Origin of the sequence: Lentibacillus daqui (assembly GCF_027186265.1) — a bacterium.
GTDB classification, from domain to species: domain Bacteria; phylum Bacillota; class Bacilli; order Bacillales; family Amphibacillaceae; genus Lentibacillus_C; species Lentibacillus_C daqui.
Map to the genome: position 1 here is coordinate 3292564 of NZ_CP114176.1, position 20176 is coordinate 3312739.

Sequence of the window (20176 nt, forward strand, 5' to 3'; positions counted from 1 at the left end):
AAAAGGTGTGAGATAAGATGCCTATAAAAGATTTATTCAACAGGGATGAAAATAATGATGATGAAATAGAGATGCTGGCCAAAAGGGTAATGGCACTTGAATCGAAAACGAATACGTTGGATGTACATATGCGACAATTTGCAAAGTTTGAGAACGAATTGCGATCAGAAGCCTATACCTCCAAATATAGCAATAATAAATCAAAGGAGACGCGGAAATCAGCGGAGAAAAATGCTTTAACACGTGAAACACTTTCCGCCATGGAGAATCATATTTATTCACAAGTGTCCGATTATGTCAAACAGACCACAAGTCCCATTCAAAAGAAAATGAACAGCTTAGAAGAAAGGTTGTCTGTTATGGAAAATAATGTTCTGAAAATGAGCGATTTGATCGAGAAAAACCTGCAGCAGACAATGCAATTAAAAAGTGAGATGGAACGCATAAAAGCGGGATTAAGCCCAAGGGAAGAAAAACCGGTTGTCATTCGGGAACTGAAAGTAGATAGAATTATGCTGGATAAATACGAGCAGAACAATAATTTTGGTAACTTGGGAATCAAAAATATTAGTGGGCAACTGAATATAGGGGCAACTTACGGAAAAAGCGCCCTCCCATCAGGAATTACTGATGAGCTGATAGATGATTGGAAAAACCCTGAAGAAGAAGCTGAACAACAAGAAATGATGGACGAGAGTGATTCTGGGAGCGAATCTGATAATGGGGCAGTAAATAAATCAGATAATGGGGTGGATAATGAGTCAGGTGATGAATCCAAGGGTGAGTCAGTAAATCAGCCGGATAATGGGGCGGATAATGGGTCACGTGATGAATCCTATCTTGATTACCACGGTCGAGGCCACAGCGGCTATTTTGCAGGCAAGCAACAACCAGATGACGATACAGATGGTTTCACAAATATACCGATTGAATGATAAGAATTAGATGTGTGCCTGGCACCCGAATATTTCATTGAAAGGGTGCTGTCATTTCCTGGTTTTTATCGCATTCGATCGATTTGCGCCTTGCTCGATCGATTTTCTCTTGCACTCGATCGATTTCACACCGCGCTCGATCGATTTTTCGCCTTGCTTGAACTGTTCCAATGGCAGGAAGCTTTCTCAGTCAATTGTTTGCGTACCTGGCATCCGGACAGTTCAGCGTATTCCGGGGTTGATGGCGTGCCTTCACCCGGTCTTCCTGCGATACATTTCAACCCCTTCTGTATTAATATGTCTAATTAAGCTTTTGTTCGTAATCCCTTCATAATGAACCACGTCAAAGAAATATGGAAGCGGGTACTCTTCATTTAACAGGAAATGTAGTTCGGATACCGTTTTTCTCGTGACTTCTTCCCCTACTATCGCAATATCCACGTCTGAGCCTTTTTTATAATTTCCCATCGCTCGACTTCCAAAAATCAATGCGTTCAATTGCATCAAAAAGACCTATCGCATTTTTTATTAACGTCTGATCTCGAGATTGCAAGCCAAACATTATTCTCTTTCCTCCTGAAGTTTTTCATACAATATCTTCAACTGCGGCAAAAATACGTTTGCAATTTCATCGACAAATTCCTTTGCCATCTGTTCATCATATGTATGAGTCATTAAATTACGTTTGGATAAAGCATCCATCCAGACATGTCCGTCATCAATTAAGTCAATTTGATATGCCTGTTTAATCGCTTCTCTTGGACTCTTTACTACATACCCTTGTGCTTCCAGGTAGTCTTTTAGAACTTTCCACGATAGTTCAAATGTCATTTCAAAAAACTGAATGACCCCAGCCCACTCTAATTCCGTTTCAACGGATTGTGTAGCATATTTATTCAACAGTTTGAACGATCGTTCGAAGTTTTCAAACCGCTGTCGCCACCGTACCTCTTTTGACGGTTCCATATAAACACTCCTCTCAGGCAACATTATATTTTATATTGGAACAAAGGTACAAGCCATTGTTTGCATTCAACCATCCAAAACTGTTCGCCTACTTGCATGGAAAAATAGGCATCCCGTCCTTCAGCTTGCGGGTCCGTTATTGACAAAAATGGAATATCAAAACCTCTTGTCAATATTATTATGATTATTTATATAATTACAACATAATATGAGGAAAATTGTTTGTGTGCCTGGCACCCGAATAATTTCACGTAACCCTTTTCACTCTAACACACACGCCCTAACATGATATAATAACACCGTACGGGACGCCTCACAGTTCCCCCGTAGAAGGAGTTATCATACCATGGGAAATAACAAACAAGTCGGTCTTAAGCCATTTTTCTCGCTTATTTTATCAACAAACATTCCAAAAGTTGCGTTAACAATCGGCTTAATCGCAAGCATCCTCACAACAATCGCCGGTCTGGTCGTTCCATTACTGACCAAACAATTAGTCGACGGCTTTTCCGCTTCCTCGCTAAGCATCCCACTTATTACGGCGATTGCTTGTGCCTTTATTATCCAGGCTGTCGTCAATGGATTGTCCACGTATCTGTTAACTGCAGTCGGCCAAAAAATCGTAGCCAATCTTCGGGAAAATATGTGGGTAAAACTCATCCGCCTGCCCATTAGTTATTTTGACAAAACTTCAAGCGGCGAAACAGTCAGCCGCGTGGTAAACGACACGAATATCGTCAAAGACTTAATTTCGGAGCATTTTCCACAATTTGTTACAGGTATCATCTCGATCATAGGAGCAGTCGCTATCCTCCTAATAATGGATTGGAAAATGACACTTATTATGCTCCTTGCTGTTCCGATTACAGTGGCAGCAATGGTCCCGCTTGGCAAAAAGATGGTCAAGATTTCGCGTGGACTTCAGGATGAAACAGCTGTCTTTACTGGTAACGTCCAGCAGACACTTGGCGAAGCACGCTTAATGAAAGCCTCGAATGCAGAACAAAACGAAGAAGCAAAAGGACTGGCAGGAATCAAGAAATTGCTCGGATTTGGCTTACAGGAGGCTCGTATTTTTGCACTGGTCGCACCACTTATGTCCCTCATCGTCATGGTCGTAATGGTGACGATCATTGGTTACGGTGGTATGCGTGTGGCAAGTGGAACGATGACAACTGGATCCCTCGTTGCCTTTTTACTTTACCTTTTCCAAATCATTATGCCAATTACCGCTTTTGCCATGTTTTTTACCCAATTACAAAAAGCAAAAGGCGCCACGGAAAGGATTATCGATATCTTGGAGCTGCCACTGGAAATTGGTCAAACCGGTATGGAAATGGATATTGCAAACCTGCCAATCCATGTTGAGAACGTATCATTCGCCTATCAAGCGGATGAACCCGTGCTTAGACAAGTATCTTTTACCGCTAACCCCGGCGACAAGATTGCTTTTGCCGGTCCGAGCGGCGGCGGAAAAACAACCATGTTCGGACTACTTGAGCGTTTTTACGAACCGGCAACAGGTGTCATCCGCATTGGAAACACCGATATTCAAGATTTGTCCCTGAAATCTTGGCGGAGTCAAATCGGCTATGTCCCCCAAGATAGCGCCATGATGGCCGGGACGATACGCGAAAATTTGTGTTACGGTCTGGAAAATGAAGAACAAATACCTGATGAACTATTATGGCGTGTTGCCGAAATGGCGTACGCTGCCCAATTCATCAAAACTTTTCCAAAGGGATTATATACAGAGGTTGGGGAACGCGGCGTGAAGCTATCTGGTGGTCAGCGCCAACGCATCGCCATCGCTCGGGCATTCCTGCGCGATCCGAAAATCCTAATGATGGACGAGGCAACCGCCAGCTTGGACAGTCAATCGGAAAAAGCTGTCCAACAAGCTTTAACACAATTAATGAAAGGACGAACGACATTTGTTATTGCCCACCGACTTTCAACAATCGTCGATGCAGATAAAATTATTTTCATTGAAAAAGGCCAAGTAACAGGCAGTGGGACACACCAGGAATTAATCCAGTCACATGCATTGTACCGTGAATTTTCTGAACAACAACTTGTGTAGAAATTGAACAAGCAGCTGGGCGATGCATATTGGTTCGGGGGCCTGGCATATTTGTTTAGGCTAAGTAGCCATAATGGCATAGGCAAATTAAAGGGTATCAGTGGCTTTGTTAATGTGGTTTTGTAACCGGCTTTTGGTTAATGAAGTGCCGGTTATTGGGGGAGGAGGTTAGAATTCGGCGGGCGGGATTTCTTTTTTGATAGGGTGCGGATGAGTTGGGGCAGGCGTGTCTTTCTTAGGTTTGCGCGTTTCTTCCGGTTTCGTGCATCTCTCCCCCAGCCTGGTCGTGCTCCCTCCCGGCCTGGCACACTTCTCTCCCCCCAGCTTACCACCACTCCCAATACACAACCATCATCACCACATCCCGCTATTTCCGCTGAACCGACCACAACATCACAAACGAAATCAGGACAATCGCCAGCACCCACATCCAGGCCATTTGCATATTTCCCGAATCAATCGCAATGTAAATGGCCGTCGGGATCGTTTGCGTCTCCCCGGGAATATTGCCGGCAAACATCAATGTCGCCCCAAACTCACCCAATGCCCGTGCCACACTTAGAATACTTCCGGAAATGAGCGCCTTTGATGCTAACGGGATGGAAATCAGAAAAAACAGCTTCCATTCCTTTGCACCGTCCACTCTAGCCGCTTCCTCAATCCCCTGGTCAATGCCTTGAAAACCGGACTTTGCTGATTGGTACATAAGCGGAAAGGCTACCACAACGGAGGCAATCACGGCAGCCACCCAAGTGAAAATAACCGGTTGCTGGAAAACCCATTCAATCATTCGTCCCACAACACTTTGCCTACCGAAAATAACAATTAGGAAAAACCCGACAACAGTGGGTGGAAGAACCAATGGCAACATCAGGATCGTTTCCAAGACAGCCTTGCCCCTGAAACGTTTGCGAGCCAAAATTCGACCAACAATCGTGCCGGTTAAAATTACGATAATCCCAGCAATCACCGCAACTTTTATGGATAGCCAAATCGGGCTCAGAAATTCATTCGTCGTTAGTTCATTCCACAGTGAATCCATATTTTTCAAACACCTTTAATGCTTCATCACTTTGCAAATACTGATAAAAATCCCTTGCTTCCTCCCTGTGTTTCGTGTCTTTGACAATGCCAAGTGGATAAATGATTGGCGTGTGGGTCTTGGCATCAGCAGTGGCCGCGATTGTTACCTTGTCCGAAATCACTGCATCAGTTTTATAAACCACCCCCGCTGCCACATTTCCCGTCTCCACATAAGACAATACCTGCCGTACATCTTTGGCATAAACTATTTTCGGTTCGACATCATTCCAAATCTCCATTTTTTCCAGGGACTCCTTTGCATACTTGCCCGCTGGTACCGATTCGGGTATTCCAATCGCAATTTGATCGATATCCGCTTTTGTTAAATCCTTAAAGCTGCTTATGGAACTTTTTTTATTGGGGACAACCAGGACAAGCGAATTACCAAGGAGATCCACACCGTCCTTCTTGCTGATCTTTCCTTCATCCACCAGCCGATCAAATTTATCCTCCGCCGCGGAGAAGAACAAATCAACCGGAGCCCCTTGCGAAATTTGCTGCTGTAAGGAACCCGAACCGGCAAAGTTGAATTTCAACGCCACTTCAGGGTGCTCTTTCTTATATGTATCCTGAATCTCCGTCATCGCATCCTTTAAGCTGGCTGCCGCGGAAATGGTTAATTCTATCTTTTCCTTAGCCTTCTTGCTCCTGGATGATTGATCGGTATTTTCAGTATTGGAACATGCAACAATAACCACCAATAAAAAAGCAATCACCGCCACAAGTTTAAGCTGTTTCCACATCTTTTGGTCCCCTTGTATAATAAGATATATTTCATTATATCTTATTATACAAGGGTTTGTGTACCGATGATATGACAATTGTGCAACTTAAAAAATGGCGATCGATATCGTATCTCTTCCCTATTCTCGATTGACTTTTGCATCCTTTCGATCAACTTCTGCATCTTTTCGATCAACTTTCACGCTCACTCGATCAACTTCCGCGCTCACTCGATCAACTTCCGCGCTCACTCGATCAACTTCCGCGCTCGCCAAACTTTAAGGGATCAGTACCCCGCACCCAAACTTTTCCCATCTATTTCAATCGCAACGAATATCCAGTCTCCGCTTCAATCTCCCTGCTAACTGTTGCAAATGCTTCCTCGCCAGGTTCATTCCCCACTTTAACGGAAACTTCCGCTTTGTCCATGTGTACGGATGGGTTGCCTTTTTGTTCCCATTCAGGTGGGATAGCTTGATTGGTGATGCGGATGATTTCATTTTGTTTCGGGGATTTGGCATACGTTACGGCCATACCGATTTCATTGCTCAACGCCTGCATCATCTCGCCATATCGCTGGGCAACTTCCGGCGATATAAAATGCAATTCCATCAACGGTTGACCGCCAGCTTGTTTCATTCCTGTTTTGAAGATGGTCACACCGTAATCTTCACCATATTGTTTGGCGACTGCAATAGCCTGATTATTTTCCAACGGCTCAATACCGACTTCAGGAGTGTACACGTCATCCGAACCACTTGCACCACCGCTAGTCCCCTTAACAGCATGCGCATCTTCGGCAAACACGAGTGTAAATCCGGTGGTTTGTTTAAATTGCTCGGCGATGTGCGCGCTATTTTCCGGTTTCGCTTCTTTGGTCACAACCGTGGCATCATGAATGTGAACCGATGGCATGGCAACATTCTTTTCCAACAGTGATGCAAGCAGTGGCTGGAATGCTTCGTGCCGGACGGAATCAGAAAATGCCACATTCCAGCCAGTTTGCTTCATCAAATCCCGGGAAATCTGTTTTTGCTCTTTATCGGAAATACTATCGGGAAAATCAAACGACAACAGCATGTGCTCATTTTCCGTTCCATTTTCCTTCACGCCACAGCGCAAGAATCGTGGGTGATCGGCAAAATAGTCGCGGATCTTGTCCATCGCATGATTGGCATTCATTTTTTTCGCCTGGATGGGCAAGTCCAAATTGCTCAGTTGAAACCGTAGCTTCTGATCCAGTTTGTACCCAACGCGTCCTTCCACATCTACATGTCGATGTGAATCTGGGATACTTTGCAGTGCCAAGGCAACGGCAAATTGCTGTGCTTCATCTTCAATCCCAAGCCGCTGGAAAATTTCCTGCAACGACAAGGTATAATCGGGCACCAGATCCCAATTCACGTTTTCCAGATATGGACGGCTAAAAGTCAATACGCGATTGGCTACATCTGCAAATTTTTCTATGGATAATCCCCACGGGCCAAGTGTTTCCATCATACGATTGGCCTCCACTTTATCCAGCTTTCCTTTTGGCGTGTCGCAGTAAAATGTCGCGATTTTCGGATGCACGTTTTGACAGAGGCCAAATTTTAATGTTTCATCTGCCTCTTTCTTATATAGTAGTACATGACCAATATAACTGCGGAGCCGCTCCTGTTCACGATTCCGTTTGTATTTTTTGCCAACAACGCCCTTTCCTTCTTTCCGTTTATCAAAAGGATACGTTTCTCCATTTTCTGTTAACAGTGGATGAAAACGGGGATGAATTTTATCACCCAACGCAACCCGCGCATCATCATCTCCGTGCACTAAAAGGGTATACGTTGGATTCAGCGTTTCAATAAATCGGGTCATCTCACTCGCATCCGCATGTGCGGACAAGCCAAATTTATCCACTTGGCAATTCACCTGATAAGATTCGCCATCAATATCCAGCGTATCTTCCTCACCCGCAGCAAGTGCCAGCAATTTTTTACCCGGGCTTTCCTCGTCTTGATAACCGGTCAGATAAACTGCATTCTTTTTATCCGTGACCAAATGTTTCGCGTACCAAGCACTCGCCCCGCCGGTTAGCATTCCCGATGACGCAACAATACAGGCAGGTTGACCGTTTATTACGTTTTTCCGTTCTTTCGGGTCAACCGGTATGCACCTGCCCTCGGTTAAAAACGCATCCCCATTTGTCCGCACCCGATGTGCAACCGGGCCTTTCAGGTAATGCGGGTAATTGCGATAAATTCGGCTGACCGGTGTGACCAGACCATCCACATAAATTGGAAATGTCGGAATCAGCCCTTTTTCCATGTAATCTTGTAAAACCAACAGAACCTCCTGCGCCCGGCCAAGTGCAAACGCCGGAATCAAAGCAAATCCGCCATCCTCAATCGTTTGCGCCACATGTTGTGCCAGCCGCTTTTCCTCCATATTCCGATCCGCGTGCAAACGATTACCATAAGTCGATTCCATCACCACCACATCAGGCTGGATATTTTCCGCCACCTTGGCACCTGGGATTGTCCGCCCGCCACTAAACGATAAATCCCCGGTCACCAGTAGACGCTCACCGTTATTCTCCAGCAAAAACATCACCGCACCCATAATATGTCCGGCACGATAAGCAGTTACCGTCGTCTGACCTATTTTCATCACACCATTTGCCGGCAAAACAAGCACTTGTTTCAGCATTTGCTGCATCTGCTCTTCTGTATATGGCATCAGCGTCTGATTCAACCGGCTTTGCTCTGTCAAAATTTTATAGGAATCTTTCATCATCAGTTGCATCAAATCAGCAGTCGGCGGCGTCGCGTAGATCGGAACATCCGGATATAACGCATGAACGACCGGCAACGCACCAATGTGATCCGCATGTGCATGGGTGACCAGAATCACATCCGGCTTACCGAGCTCGTCTGTCATTCCCAGCATCGGCAGCTGATCCTCCCCATGCATCCGCATCCCGGCATCAATCAAAATATTTGTCTCGCCCAATTGAATATGTAAACAGGAAGCACCTATTTCGCTTCCTCCACCAAGAACCGTTACTTTCATGTAGGCAAACACCCTTTCCTTCAAATCGATAGGTCTATTATAACATGGGATAGAGGGTCTCTGTCGTCCCCATTTTTATGCGCGACTGATCTTCTTCAACTAATTTCTTTCCCTTTCTACCGTGACAAATGGTACACGTGCCAGGCACCCAAACCATTCAGAATTGTCCGGGTGCCTGGCACTGAATTACATGCGTACAATAACCGCGCCTCCTCCAGATGGTGTTGAAACCATTTGGCTTTGTTCTGGCTGATGCTGTAGTTGCTGTAATATCGCATTGTTTTGCTGAATTAGTTGTACAAGCAGCTGTTGGATATGCTCTAACTGTGCTTGCATATCGCCTCCAGATTTTATATATGGTGTATACATCATCGGATTATAGGAATAACCCTCCGTATTTTTTCCATTGTGTTGTTCTGACGTTTTTTCAGGCCCTTTGTTGGTGTTGGGTGGTGCAGGGAAGCTCCCGGGATATTGCTGGTTAGACGGATTAGCAACCTGGGGGCCTGACGGATATGGATTATACGAATATGAACTTTGAAAGCCAGATGGAGGCATTACACTACTTTTTGCTTCATTCTCTTGATTCCTTGCATTTGGTCGGAGTGGATAATAGTAATACATCATTTCCCCCCTTCGTCACAATATAATTTTATTCAATTTGCTAAAAAACGGGTGCTTTTATCCAATAATTGATGAAGTGGCCCAATTTGCTTACAAGGCTGGAGGGAGTCTCGACATAGAAATGATTTAACACCAAAAGGTTTAACTTACTCCATTTATGTTAAATATATATTGTAAACATTGGAGTTGGAAAGGAGTTGCATGGATGAAACGCAGGATTTCCCTTTTATTTCTATTAACTATTGCGGTTGTTTTAACTGCATGTGGTGGAAACGCAGATAATGACAACGCAGACAGTCGGAACAACACGGTTAAAAAAGATGCCGACGCCCAACAAGTAAACAAGGATGAGAATACCCAAAAGGTTAACGTTGACCTAAATAACGGTGATGGTGAGTCGGTTGGGACGGCAACATTAAATCAGGTTTCGGATGGGGTTGAAATCATGATTGAAGGAAAAAACCTCCCAAAAGGCACCCACGCTTTTCATATCCATGAAAAAGGACAATGTGAGGCGCCAGACTTCGAATCAGCAGGAGGCCATTACAATCCGGATGATACCAATCATGGGTTTGATGACCCGGATGGACCACACGCTGGCGACATGCCAAATATTGTGGTAGGGAATGATGGCACGGTGAAACAGTCATTTCTGGTTGAAAATGTATCATTGGAAAAAGGCGAGAATAACTCTTTACTAACCGATGAAGGAACATCCCTCGTCATTCATGAAGGTGCTGATGACGGAAAATCACAGCCTGCTGGAGACGCAGGTGACCGACTGGCATGCGGTTCTATAAGCGAGTCATCGGGAACAGCGATGCATCAATGACCTTCTCGTTTAGCTTAACGTCTATTGTCTAACATGTACCCCAAGGTGATCACGTCTTGGGGTATTGTTTTATCTTAGAACAGGCTTTTGAAAAACATGACATTCCTCTGGGATCTTCTCTAATCGGAGGTAAACTTTTATTAGTAAATATTCTGTTCTAAGGTTCTAACAAGTATTTACTGGGACCAAATCACTGTATAATCCTCTAATAAAACTTGTTTTGGTTTATTTTGGATAGATACTTCTATCAAATTCCCTTTCTTTATATAATTATCAACTTTGACCGGTACATTTAAAATCTCAATAACTTCAACTGCACATGCATAAAACTCTTGATAATCTTCTTCTTCTATCTCTAGCCCATTATCCGTTTCATAACAGGTATCCACTTTCCCCTTGATTTCTAAACCACTTTTCCACTTAATTATGACATAATATCTGTCTTTTAAACTAGTAAGTAGAACCTTATGAAGTGAATCGGTTTCCATAATATTTGCGTCCTCCTTTTTTACCAACTAATAGGATTCGAAGGTACAATATGTGCACCATTTTTTGAATAATGTATAATTCCCTTAGTAGTTTCATAATACTCCCCAGTTATAGGATCGACATATTTACCTATTACTTGTCCAAAGTCCACCCTTTCCTTATTTGCTCCTAGCCATTGCCCAGTTCCTGCTTTTTCATCCAATAATTTTTGCGCATCGCCGTTAAAAATACTCTTTCCCTTTTTATAATTTGAATGCCCTTGTATATGTTTTCCTTGCTTACCCGGGTGCACTTTAGCCTCAAAACCATTTATTACCCCAAAGACTTGGCCATCAGTTTTCTTTTTATTGAAGTCATTTCTATCTTGCTTCCGCACAAACCAATACTGCCCACCAGCACTATCCTGCACAGCCCCAACTTCTGGAACGCTCTTTTTCAACGAGTTTATCAAATTATTAACTGTCGGAATCTGGAATGGTTCCACCGAATTTCCTCTTACTATCGGGGTTGAAGCCCTAGATACGGATTTCGTTGATGATTTCTCCCCGTGTTTAACTGAACCCACTCTATTTTCTGTCTTTGCAGCTTTGTCAGCGGATTTTACTGTATTTGAGCCACTGACTTAACAGGGGGCCTTGCAATGCCTAGTAAACCTGCCACTCCCAAGATGTCCGTGATATCATGCCAATGTTGCGACTACTCCACACTTATGGAATTACTTTTTATATATAAACCCTTATCCTGAATTAAAACAATATTAAAACGTTGGACAAAAGATTACTACACCTTCCGTCCAACGTTTTGTTATTTTATTTGTTTTTAACTTCCAACATCTCTATGCATGCATAAATTCACTAAAATTACTGGCATTATTTTTTATAGTACATTACATGTTACCAGGATTGATTTAGTAAACCTATTGCATAAATCTTGTATATACTGTCTTCTCACAAGTGAATTCAGCCATTCATCTGTAATACTGTCGATTTTGTAGTAAACACCTGTGGGACTACCGGTTGATCAAAAAGATGAAAAACAATCTGTTACCTTATCTCCAGATGGATCTTGAGTTCACTCACAATATATTCCTTATCGCTTCTTCCAGCATTTGTTCATATGTTGTATAAACCTCAATAAGATCCCCGCTAGGTTTATCTAATTCACAAAAACGCTTGTGTTTCAAATCGTAGCAGAGCCAAGAAATATCACTATCCCCAAAAAAACATAGTTTTCTAGTTCCTCGTTTTCCCACCAAATGGTATTGGCATTAATAAAACCATTGTTTTCATCATTAATATCGGAATTATAAATAATCAAGCCATTATAATCAAAGCCATTCACTATTTTTAAAAATTCTTCATATTCATTAAAGAAGTTCTCTCCCTCGAAACGATTTAACACCCATTTCCTAACCTTTTTTAAACTAGTTTCATCAGCAGGCTGTGGAGGTTTTTCTCCAAATGACTTCATTTCACTTTTTAACTGATTAATCAATTCTTTTATCATTCTATCACATCATTTCAAACGGCTTAACCTTTTCTCCGGTTCCAGCCGATCTTCCGGGATACGGGTCAACAAACAAGTGCCTCATTTCCTCATCTTCTTCAAACTCCCGGACAATCCGGCCATTATTTAAGGTCATATATTTTCCTTGGAGCTCTTCTTTGTAATCGGAAATTTCCTCGGCATTTACAACCTTGTCTTGTAACGTGACGTATTGACACGCATTCATCAAGAAATGGAGCTACCGCCTATATCAAGTAACGTTTGCATGGATCGCAGACTATAATCCATGGTGCGCATCTCAAATTTTTTCTGCGCATATTTCACCACAGCACCTGGTATCGGTATGTTCAAAAACCGCGTCAAAAATCCCTTAACACCATAAGTCATTAGATTATCACGGGAAAAGGCATTACTCGCCCTCTTACCCTTTAGGCCTTTGAGCAATTCATCATACGCATCGACACCAGACAGCTGTTTCACTGAATAACCAGCAATGCTTAGATCACCGCTAACCTGCTTTTCATTGATCTTCTGCAAATATTGTTTCATCACCTGAATATCATGTTCCACATGTTCCAACTTGGCTGTTTGGTCGGCATCGTATGCATGTAGCTTTTCTACCGTTTCGTAAATTTGGCTTCTTCCTTGGGTCAACGTGAACAGGAATTCCTCATCATCGACAGTCGGAAGCGATACAATATCTCGAATAGATTTAATCGCTGCGTTGGTTTCATCCGTCAAAGCAGTTGTCATCTGCTCCGCCTTTTTCAACCCATCGACCAAATCACCTTCTAGAAACTCCTGGTGAATATAACCATTTTCATCAGGCTCCATCGCCAGCAGTTCACTTTCCATACCTTTTAACACATCCTGATAATCAGCAATAAACCCCTCCAAAAACAGCAAAAAGGGCAGATGCAATTCCTTATAAAACGAACGAATCGCCTGCGCACCCTTCCCACGAAACGAATCATCCAGTGTCACAACCGCCATCACCCGCTTCTTTAGGTCCTGAACCTGTTCACCCAAACTATGTAAGCGCTTCCCTGTTTCTCTAATTCTTTTCAATAACTGATAAACATCTAAAACCTTAATAAACCAACACCCCCAAATGGGACACAGGGACGGTTCCTTTGTCCCGGTAACCCACAGTTGCAATTCTCTATTTGATGTATTTCGCAACTGCTTCTCACAAATATTTCATGAATTCTATCTATATTATATGGGAAATCTCTACCAATTTTAAAGGGGGAAAAGTACTGTTTTTTAATTTTTGAGGATGAAATGATAGTTCGAAGGGTAATAAAATCACCGTATATATAGCAAAAATCGTCGTTAAATGTTTTACCACCCTTGCGTATACTCTTTGTTACGGAAATTGTGGATGTACCTAAGATAAGGCTATCGCCAACATCACAACTTTTATTGGCGAGTCACACCTTTGGGCAGATTTTCCTGTCAATCAAAAACTACATGTCTCTCTTGCACACTGGTTGTTATGCTGGCGGGGCAATGATTGACGCGCGGGGTGGGGGATGCCGCTCACCCGGATACGAGCAAATGGCTTGCGTTAAAATTCAGGACAAGATAAGCTTCAACTGTAATAAATATGCAGCACTTATTTAACAGGTACATAAACAATCAACCTAAATAGTCATACAATAATAGGAATAAGGTGCAATATCGATGCCTTATTTCATGTTATGAATGGTTATGGGAAAGGAGGCAATCCTGTTGAAACTTGTCGGAGTATCAGGAGCATTAGCCGGTGACAAGACATCTCTGGCTGTAAACGATGTGTTGGTTGCGGCCAAATTGATTGACTCATCTATACAGACGGAGTTGATTGACTTACGGGACTATGAAGTGGAATTTTCTGTGGGTGCCCCATTATCGGATTATAACGATGATACCTGGAATGTTGTGAATAAGATGCTGTCCGCCGATTTTTTGGTATTTGGCACACCCATTTATCAGGCATCCATTTCAGGAGCATTAAAAAACTTGTTAGACCTTTTTCCTGAAAATGCCTTTAAATATAAAGTAACCGGTATTGTCGCAACTGGTTGGTCCAATAAACATTTCTTGGTGCCGGAATATCAATTAAAGCCGGTCCTTTCTTATTTTAAAGGATTGATTCCAACAGGCAACGTCTTTATCCAAAATGATTCCTTTAATGAAGAAAGCGATGAAATTATTGATCGTAACGTTTCAGAAAGGATTAAAAAACTTGCCGATGAAATGATTTATCTGCAGCGAGGGATTAATAATAGATAGTCCCTTGTTTTTTTGTGGTGGAAAAGAATAATAGCGCGATTGATGCTCGCCTTGATTGGCTTTCAGATGCATTCGGTCAACTTTGATCTTCCCCAATTAACTTTCAAATGAGTAATAAAAAAAGACGAGCATTTGCCATCCTTTGATCTGAAGAAAAATTTTTCCGAAGTCTTATTTGTGAAGTAATCTTGTAGTTATCTTATTTCATACCCATGGTTGTCTTGATACGATGAATGTCGACTTTGTTTGCCCAGGTGTCATCCCGCACAAGTTCCAATTTTGCGGCATGGTCATCCAACGCCTCTTTCAAAGAACCAAATTCCTTTGCATTTGCAATTTTCATACCGTCAATTTCCGCTTTCAAATACGCTTGCCCGGACTGTAAAGCACGCAAAATCTGTCCATGTTCTTTTAGTGTTTCCCCTTGCATTTTCAGTGTTTGGTCAAACCCATCCATTCGCTCATCCGTACGATCAAATCGCTTGTCCATGCCATCGAGCCTTTCTGCAATAGACTCCAACATTCCAATGATTTTGTCTTCTTTTTCCAACCGGTTCACCTTCTTTTATTCTTTTACTTAGTGTAACATATTTCCGATCCGCCAGGGGAAAATTTCATAGGTTGTAAAGACACACTACTATTTCACAAAAGCATCTATTTCCACGTGCAAAAAGAGATGCTTAAAATGTCAATATACCGGGATATATTGACAAAGTCGCTGATAAACCCCGTAATTTTAACAATCTACCTCTGCACTATTTCTTTCCCCACGCATATGTAATTCACTGCAATTTGAAAGAACATGCTTCTAAGAACTGTATATTTCCCCACCCATTGGTAAAAATACCCGTATACAAAAAATGCAGGAGGTATATGTCATGACAGATAAGCGTGATAATGATCAGGATCCCAAAAAGGACAATCCGGAAAATCATTCAGGTGACCAACATGATGATGTTACACATGACCCCAGTCGCCGCCGCTTTCTCAAAAACAGCGGGATGGTAGCTGGCGGTGTGATTGGCGGGGGATTACTTGGCGGTTTTTTAACTAATCAGTTCACATCAAACGAAGAGGCGAAAACACCAAAAACACAATCAAAGAAAGAAAATACAGCTGACTATCAAAACGCGCGGCAATTTTTCCATCGCATCGGGGACTTCACGGTATTGGAAGCGGCCGTCGAACGAATTTATCCCAAGGATGATAATGGGCCGGGTGCAATCGAGCTTGGTGTACCCTATTTTATTGATAATCAGCTAGCCGGTCTTTGGGGCATTAACGGCAGAGATTACCGGCATCGCCCGTTTATTTATCAGAAAAAAAATCGGAGTAATGAAGGTCAGGCCGATCAGTCTATGCTGGATCGCGGGCAGATTTTTCTCAATGGGCTGCGAAAAATGAATGATGAAAGTAAAAAACGCTTCGATACAACGTTTGATAAGGCTGATGAAGATCAGCAAATTGAAATTTTACAGGACTTTGAACATGACAAAGTCAAGATGCAAGGTGTTTCTGCCGCTGATTTTTTCACCTTGTTACGGCAAGCAACATTAGAGGGGTGTTACGCTGACCCGCTATATGGCGGAAACAAAAACATGGACGGCTGGCGTATGAAAGAATTTCCCGGTTCCCAGCCATCGTACACTAATATTATTAGCAACGAGAAATTCGACAAAATTGAACCAATGAGCCTAAAGCAATATCAAGGACATTAATCAACATGACAAGGAGGAGAGAATATGGTCCAAAAACTCGATAAAGTGGATGCAGTTATCGTTGGCTCTGGTTGGGCAGGTGGTATTGCCGCTGCAGAACTTTCCAAAGCAGGTTACCAAGTTGTCGTGTTAGAACGCGGAGAGAACAAAAAGCAAGATGATTTTGTTGGTACCAAGGATGAATTAAAATATTCCATCCGCTATGATTTGATGCAGAAATTAAATAAGGACACCATTACCTCGAGAAGTAGTATAAACGGTACAGCATTGCCCGTGCGCAACAATAGTCACGCCCGCATCGGCACAGACACTGGAGGGGCAGGTGTACATTGGAATGGCATTAGTTTCCGCTGGTTGCCATATGATTTTGAGATTTACAGTAAAACGGTGGATCGCTACGGCAAGGATAAAATCCCCAAAGATATGACCATTCAGGACTGGGGCATTACCTATGACGAATTGGAACCGTATTACGACAAATTCGAAAAAACTGCCGGTATATCCGGAGAAGAAAACCCAATCGGGCCCAAGCGTTCAGATAAATATCCGAATCCGCCGATGCAGGAGACCGCGGTTACCCGGCTGTATAAAAAAGCCGCGAAAGAACTCGGATATCATCCCTATCACATACCATCTGCCAACGTCACCAGGCAGTACACGAACCCGGACGGAGAAACCATTAACGCCTGTATGTATTGTGCATTTTGTGAGGAATATGGCTGTGACTTTGGTGCGAAGGCGGATCCGATTGTAACTGTACTTGCAACTGCCGAAAAGACTGGCAATTACGAACTGCGTAATCAATGCACTGCCACCCGGGTTACCCATAGCGGCAATCGGGCCAACGGGGTTATTTATACCGATACCTCAACCGGTCAGGAATACGAGCAACCTGCTGACATTGTTGTGCTTGCCGGATTTGTTTTTACCAATAACCGGTTATTATTATTATCTGAGATTGGCGAACCATACAATCCTAAAACTGGAAAAGGTATCATCGGCAAAAATTTCACCGGCCATTTTTCCAATCTCTCTACCTATGTCGGTACCCGCGGCTTCTTTGAAGATAAAAAATTCAATCTGTATGCCGGTGCAGGTGCCCTGGGTACGACGATTGATGACTTTAGCGGTGATAATATCGACCATACCGATCTCGATTTTCTACATGGGTATGAAGTGCATTACTTCCAGACGGGAATGCGGCCAATTGCCAATAACTAAGTTCCAAAAGGTACACCAATCTGGGGGAAGGAATTTAAGAAAAATTCATTGCACTACACGAATCGCAATATCTTCCTGACCCCACAGACCGCATTTTTGCCAAACAAGAACAGCTACATGGACCTGGATCCAACGTACACCGATTATCTTGGCAATCCGCTGCTCAGAGTAACCTGTGAATACCAGGACTATGATATCAGCCGCACCCGTCACGGTATTAACACTTCCAAAAAAATCGTGGAAAAAATGGGCGCTGATATCGTGGATGTCGATGAAATTGATGATGATACGCAATTCGACCACAAATTTTATACCGATCATTTCTTCGGTGGCGCAATCATGGGCGACAAACCCGAAACGTCAGCGGTAAACACCTACTCACAGATGTGGGATATGGAAAACCTATTCGTTGTAGGCGGCTCTTCCTTCCCACATAACAGTAATTACAATCCAACCGTTACTATCGGTGCATTCGCTTACCGTGCGACAGAGGGAATGATTCAGTATTTAAAAAATGGAGGAGGAATAGTTTCTTAGGAGAAAAGGGAATAAGTATTTTACTTGTTTGATTCATTGAATATATTTTATTGGCTTGGGGTTAGTATCTGTTACTTTTATAAACATTCAAAAATCCCTTGACATTTAGTATCGTCACGTGTAACGTAAATATTAATAATTTAATATAATTTTTTCTTATCCAGAGAGGTGGAGGGACTGGCCCTTGGAAGCCTCGGCAGCAGACTCGGAATAGAGTACTGTGCCAATTCCAGAAGCGTCATGCTTGAAGATAAGAAGAGCGAACAACTATGATCGTGAAACCTCTTCTTAATTCAAGAAGGGGTTTTTTGATTCCATAAAGGCCCCCCACATAAACTAGACAGGAAGGAGCGGTGTTGCAGGAATATCTGAACCTATTGATTTTAATCATCACAAAAAAGAAAGAGGGTATATTACATGTCGATTACATTAACCAAAGCACCATTTAAAGCTGATCTTGTTGGCAGCTTGCTCCGTCCAGAAAATTTGCATCAGGCGAGGAAGGCATACAAAGAAGGAAGCATCTCCGCTGAACAACTGCGCGAGATTGAAACGAAGGAAATCAAGCGCATTGTTGACAAGCAGATTGAGGTCGGTTTAAAAGCCGTGAGTGACGGAGAGTTCAGACGCCGCTTCTGGCATACAGATTTCCTGGAACATTTAAATGGTGTAGAAGGCTATGTTCCTGAAACTGGATTCATTTTTCATGGTGAGGAGGAAACGGAAAAGTATGATGTACGAAACATTGGCAAGATCTCGTTCAATCCGGACCATCCGTTTCTAAACGACTTTGCCTTGTTTCATGACATTGTAGATGGCCGGGCAGTTGCCAAACAAACGATTCCAAGTCCTAACCAATTGTTTAATCACGGCATTCGCGATGAAAGTATCTATCCGGATATAGAGGAATATGCAGATGATATTATCCAAACCTACCGGGATGCATTACGGGCGTTTTATGATGCTGGTGTACGATACTTACAATTTGATGATGTGTATATTGCCGGGCTTTCGTCACCAGATATTCCGTTCAATGACGGTACATATAATCGGGAACAATTAATTGATTTGGCATTGCGAGTTGTCAATGGCGTGCTGGAAGGAAAACCGGATGATTTGCATGTGACAACCCATCTCTGTCGCGGTAATTATCGATCCAACTGGGCATTTGCAGGAAGTTATGAACGGATTGCACCCACATTATTTGCCAAAGAAAATGTCAATGGATTCTTTTTAGAGTATGACGATGATCGTTCCGGTGATTTCAAACCATTGGAATATATCCCAAATGGAGGGGCACAGGTTGTACTTGGCCTGGTCACTTCCAAATCTGGTGAGCTGGAAGATAAGGAAAAGATTAAAGCACGAATCGAGGAAGCATCACAATATGTACCGCTTGAACAACTAGCTCTAAGTACACAATGCGGATTTGCCTCAACCCATCATGGAAATAAATTAACTGAGGAAGATCAATGGAGGAAGCTGAAGTTTATTGTCGAGATCGCCAATGAAGTATGGGGATTTTGATCATTGGTACAATCTCGAAATGTCTTCGGTTAAGGATATTCAAGGGTCTCTGTAGTGTTGTGGGGATAGTCTGGATTTTTATTAGGAACTTCCTAATGGAGGAGTTCCTTTTTTATTGAAAACATGCAATGAGCATACAATGACTGTTTCATATTTTCAGCTATCAAAAGAAACAAAAACAAACATCCCCCCTTGATGCTTGGGGGGGATGATCCTACCAGGAACGTATTGCTCCATCGTCCAAACAACCGGGACGAATGACACCTTTGATAAAGTTTTGGCTAGTTGGCAATGACACCAGATGAGCCAGCCATTGTTCTTTTTCCTTATCCGGGATCCTGTGGACAAAACTTTCTGCAGTAACCTGAAGAATCGCATCATCGTGACTAATTCCAAAGTCCAAGGACCAGCCACCGGTTTTGGAAATTCGTCCAGACGTATCGGTTCGAATGATTTTATAATCGTCCTTTTCTTTATAGGAATCTAACACAGATGCATCCAAATAGATTGGTAGTTTTTCAAGCTGTCCATCCTTTAGCGCTTTTGAGAATAGCTGTTTTATGATTGGAACGTCACTCACACGAATGATTTCTACCGCCATTGC

20 protein-coding genes, 2 pseudogenes and 1 riboswitch are annotated in these 20176 nt (G+C 42.8%); of the genes and pseudogenes, 9 read left to right on the top strand and 13 right to left on the bottom strand.

Annotated features, from left to right (window positions below):
- The first annotated feature begins 17 nt into the window (after positions 1-17).
- A complete protein-coding gene (locus O2S85_RS16455; protein WP_269410380.1) occupies positions 18-935 on the top strand; it encodes a hypothetical protein in 918 nt (305 codons plus the stop codon).
- A gap of 252 nt (positions 936-1187) precedes the next feature.
- Here the strand turns inward: O2S85_RS16455 and O2S85_RS16460 are convergent, their stop codons facing one another.
- Complete coding sequence (locus O2S85_RS16460; protein WP_269410381.1) at positions 1188-1403, bottom strand: nucleotidyltransferase domain-containing protein; 216 nt, start codon at positions 1401-1403, stop codon at positions 1188-1190.
- Positions 1404-1496: 93 nt separating this feature from the next.
- Positions 1497-1901, bottom strand: coding sequence for a nucleotidyltransferase substrate binding protein (locus tag O2S85_RS16465; protein ID WP_269410382.1), 405 nt, complete (start codon positions 1899-1901; stop codon positions 1497-1499).
- Positions 1902-2247: 346 nt separating this feature from the next.
- Between O2S85_RS16465 and O2S85_RS16470 the strand changes: the two genes are divergently transcribed.
- Positions 2248-3984, top strand: a complete 1737-nt coding sequence (locus O2S85_RS16470) for an ABC transporter ATP-binding protein (protein ID WP_269410383.1) — start codon at positions 2248-2250, stop codon at positions 3982-3984.
- A gap of 367 nt (positions 3985-4351) precedes the next feature.
- Here the strand turns inward: O2S85_RS16470 and modB are convergent, their stop codons facing one another.
- From modB to O2S85_RS16490, 4 genes are all read right to left on the bottom strand, one after another.
- Positions 4352-5026 (bottom strand): molybdate ABC transporter permease subunit, encoded by a 675-nt coding sequence (modB, locus tag O2S85_RS16475; protein ID WP_269410384.1) that lies wholly within the window; start codon positions 5024-5026, stop codon positions 4352-4354.
- The gene (gene modA / locus O2S85_RS16480; RefSeq protein ID WP_269410385.1) at positions 5007-5810 is read right to left on the bottom strand and encodes a molybdate ABC transporter substrate-binding protein; all 804 of its coding nucleotides are present in this window, start codon (positions 5808-5810) and stop codon (positions 5007-5009) included. The genes modB and modA overlap by 20 nt, the downstream gene beginning before the upstream one ends.
- A 295-nt stretch (positions 5811-6105) precedes the next feature.
- The gene (locus O2S85_RS16485; protein ID WP_269410386.1) at positions 6106-8841 is read right to left on the bottom strand and encodes an MBL fold metallo-hydrolase; all 2736 of its coding nucleotides are present in this window, start codon (positions 8839-8841) and stop codon (positions 6106-6108) included.
- Between the two features lie 186 nt (positions 8842-9027).
- On the bottom strand, positions 9028-9468 hold the full coding sequence (locus tag O2S85_RS16490; protein WP_269410387.1) for a hypothetical protein: 441 nt from the start codon (positions 9466-9468) through the stop codon (positions 9028-9030).
- Between the two features lie 202 nt (positions 9469-9670).
- On the opposite strand from O2S85_RS16490, the gene O2S85_RS16495 reads away from it, so the two are divergent.
- On the top strand, positions 9671-10297 hold the full coding sequence (locus O2S85_RS16495) for a superoxide dismutase family protein (RefSeq protein WP_269410388.1): 627 nt from the start codon (positions 9671-9673) through the stop codon (positions 10295-10297).
- A 176-nt stretch (positions 10298-10473) separates the two neighbouring features.
- On the opposite strand, the gene O2S85_RS16500 is transcribed toward O2S85_RS16495, so the two are convergent.
- The 5 genes and pseudogenes from O2S85_RS16500 to O2S85_RS16520 form a co-directional block, all read right to left on the bottom strand.
- A complete protein-coding gene (locus O2S85_RS16500) occupies positions 10474-10785 on the bottom strand; it encodes a YxxD family cognate immunity protein YxxD (RefSeq protein WP_269410389.1) in 312 nt (103 codons plus the stop codon).
- Between the two features lie 20 nt (positions 10786-10805).
- Positions 10806-11270 carry a polymorphic toxin type 50 domain-containing protein gene (locus O2S85_RS18945; protein WP_439649414.1) on the bottom strand — a complete coding sequence of 155 codons (465 nt, stop codon included), beginning with the start codon at positions 11268-11270 and terminating at the stop codon, positions 10806-10808.
- Positions 11271-11861: 591 nt separating this feature from the next.
- Positions 11862-12292 (bottom strand): annotated as a pseudogene (locus O2S85_RS16510) (YrhA family protein).
- Positions 12293-12296: 4 nt separating this feature from the next.
- Positions 12297-12518 (bottom strand): hypothetical protein, encoded by a 222-nt coding sequence (locus tag O2S85_RS16515; RefSeq protein ID WP_269410391.1) that lies wholly within the window; start codon positions 12516-12518, stop codon positions 12297-12299.
- Positions 12518-13474 carry a ribonuclease YeeF family protein gene (locus O2S85_RS16520; protein ID WP_369419588.1) on the bottom strand — a complete coding sequence of 319 codons (957 nt, stop codon included), beginning with the start codon at positions 13472-13474 and terminating at the stop codon, positions 12518-12520. The genes O2S85_RS16515 and O2S85_RS16520 overlap by 1 nt, the downstream gene beginning before the upstream one ends.
- Before the next feature lie 552 nt (positions 13475-14026).
- Between O2S85_RS16520 and O2S85_RS16525 the strand changes: the two genes are divergently transcribed.
- Positions 14027-14569 (top strand): NADPH-dependent FMN reductase, encoded by a 543-nt coding sequence (locus tag O2S85_RS16525; RefSeq protein ID WP_269410392.1) that lies wholly within the window; start codon positions 14027-14029, stop codon positions 14567-14569.
- Between the two features lie 199 nt (positions 14570-14768).
- On the opposite strand, the gene O2S85_RS16530 is transcribed toward O2S85_RS16525, so the two are convergent.
- Positions 14769-15119: a hypothetical protein gene (locus tag O2S85_RS16530; RefSeq protein WP_269410393.1), complete on the bottom strand. Its 351-nt coding sequence runs from the start codon at positions 15117-15119 to the stop codon at positions 14769-14771.
- A gap of 328 nt (positions 15120-15447) precedes the next feature.
- Between O2S85_RS16530 and O2S85_RS16535 the strand changes: the two genes are divergently transcribed.
- The 5 genes and pseudogenes from O2S85_RS16535 (at position 15448) to O2S85_RS16545 (ending at position 19572) form a co-directional block, all read left to right on the top strand.
- Complete coding sequence (locus O2S85_RS16535) at positions 15448-16287, top strand: gluconate 2-dehydrogenase subunit 3 family protein (RefSeq protein ID WP_269410394.1); 840 nt, start codon at positions 15448-15450, stop codon at positions 16285-16287.
- Between the two features lie 24 nt (positions 16288-16311).
- A pseudogene (locus tag O2S85_RS18950) lies at positions 16312-16428 on the top strand (NAD(P)-binding protein); the annotation flags it as partial.
- Between the two features lie 132 nt (positions 16429-16560).
- Positions 16561-17508: a GMC family oxidoreductase N-terminal domain-containing protein gene (locus tag O2S85_RS18955; RefSeq protein ID WP_439649464.1), complete on the top strand. Its 948-nt coding sequence runs from the start codon at positions 16561-16563 to the stop codon at positions 17506-17508.
- Between the two features lie 96 nt (positions 17509-17604).
- Positions 17605-18045, top strand: coding sequence for a GMC oxidoreductase (locus tag O2S85_RS18960; RefSeq protein WP_439649466.1), 441 nt, complete (start codon positions 17605-17607; stop codon positions 18043-18045).
- Between the two features lie 153 nt (positions 18046-18198).
- Positions 18199-18302: riboswitch (SAM riboswitch) on the top strand.
- A gap of 160 nt (positions 18303-18462) precedes the next feature.
- Positions 18463-19572 (top strand): 5-methyltetrahydropteroyltriglutamate--homocysteine S-methyltransferase, encoded by a 1110-nt coding sequence (locus tag O2S85_RS16545; RefSeq protein WP_269410395.1) that lies wholly within the window; start codon positions 18463-18465, stop codon positions 19570-19572.
- Between the two features lie 214 nt (positions 19573-19786).
- Here the strand turns inward: O2S85_RS16545 and O2S85_RS16550 are convergent, their stop codons facing one another.
- Positions 19787-20173 carry a hypothetical protein gene (locus O2S85_RS16550; protein WP_269410396.1) on the bottom strand — a complete coding sequence of 129 codons (387 nt, stop codon included), beginning with the start codon at positions 20171-20173 and terminating at the stop codon, positions 19787-19789.
- Positions 20174-20176: the final 3 nt, after the last annotated feature.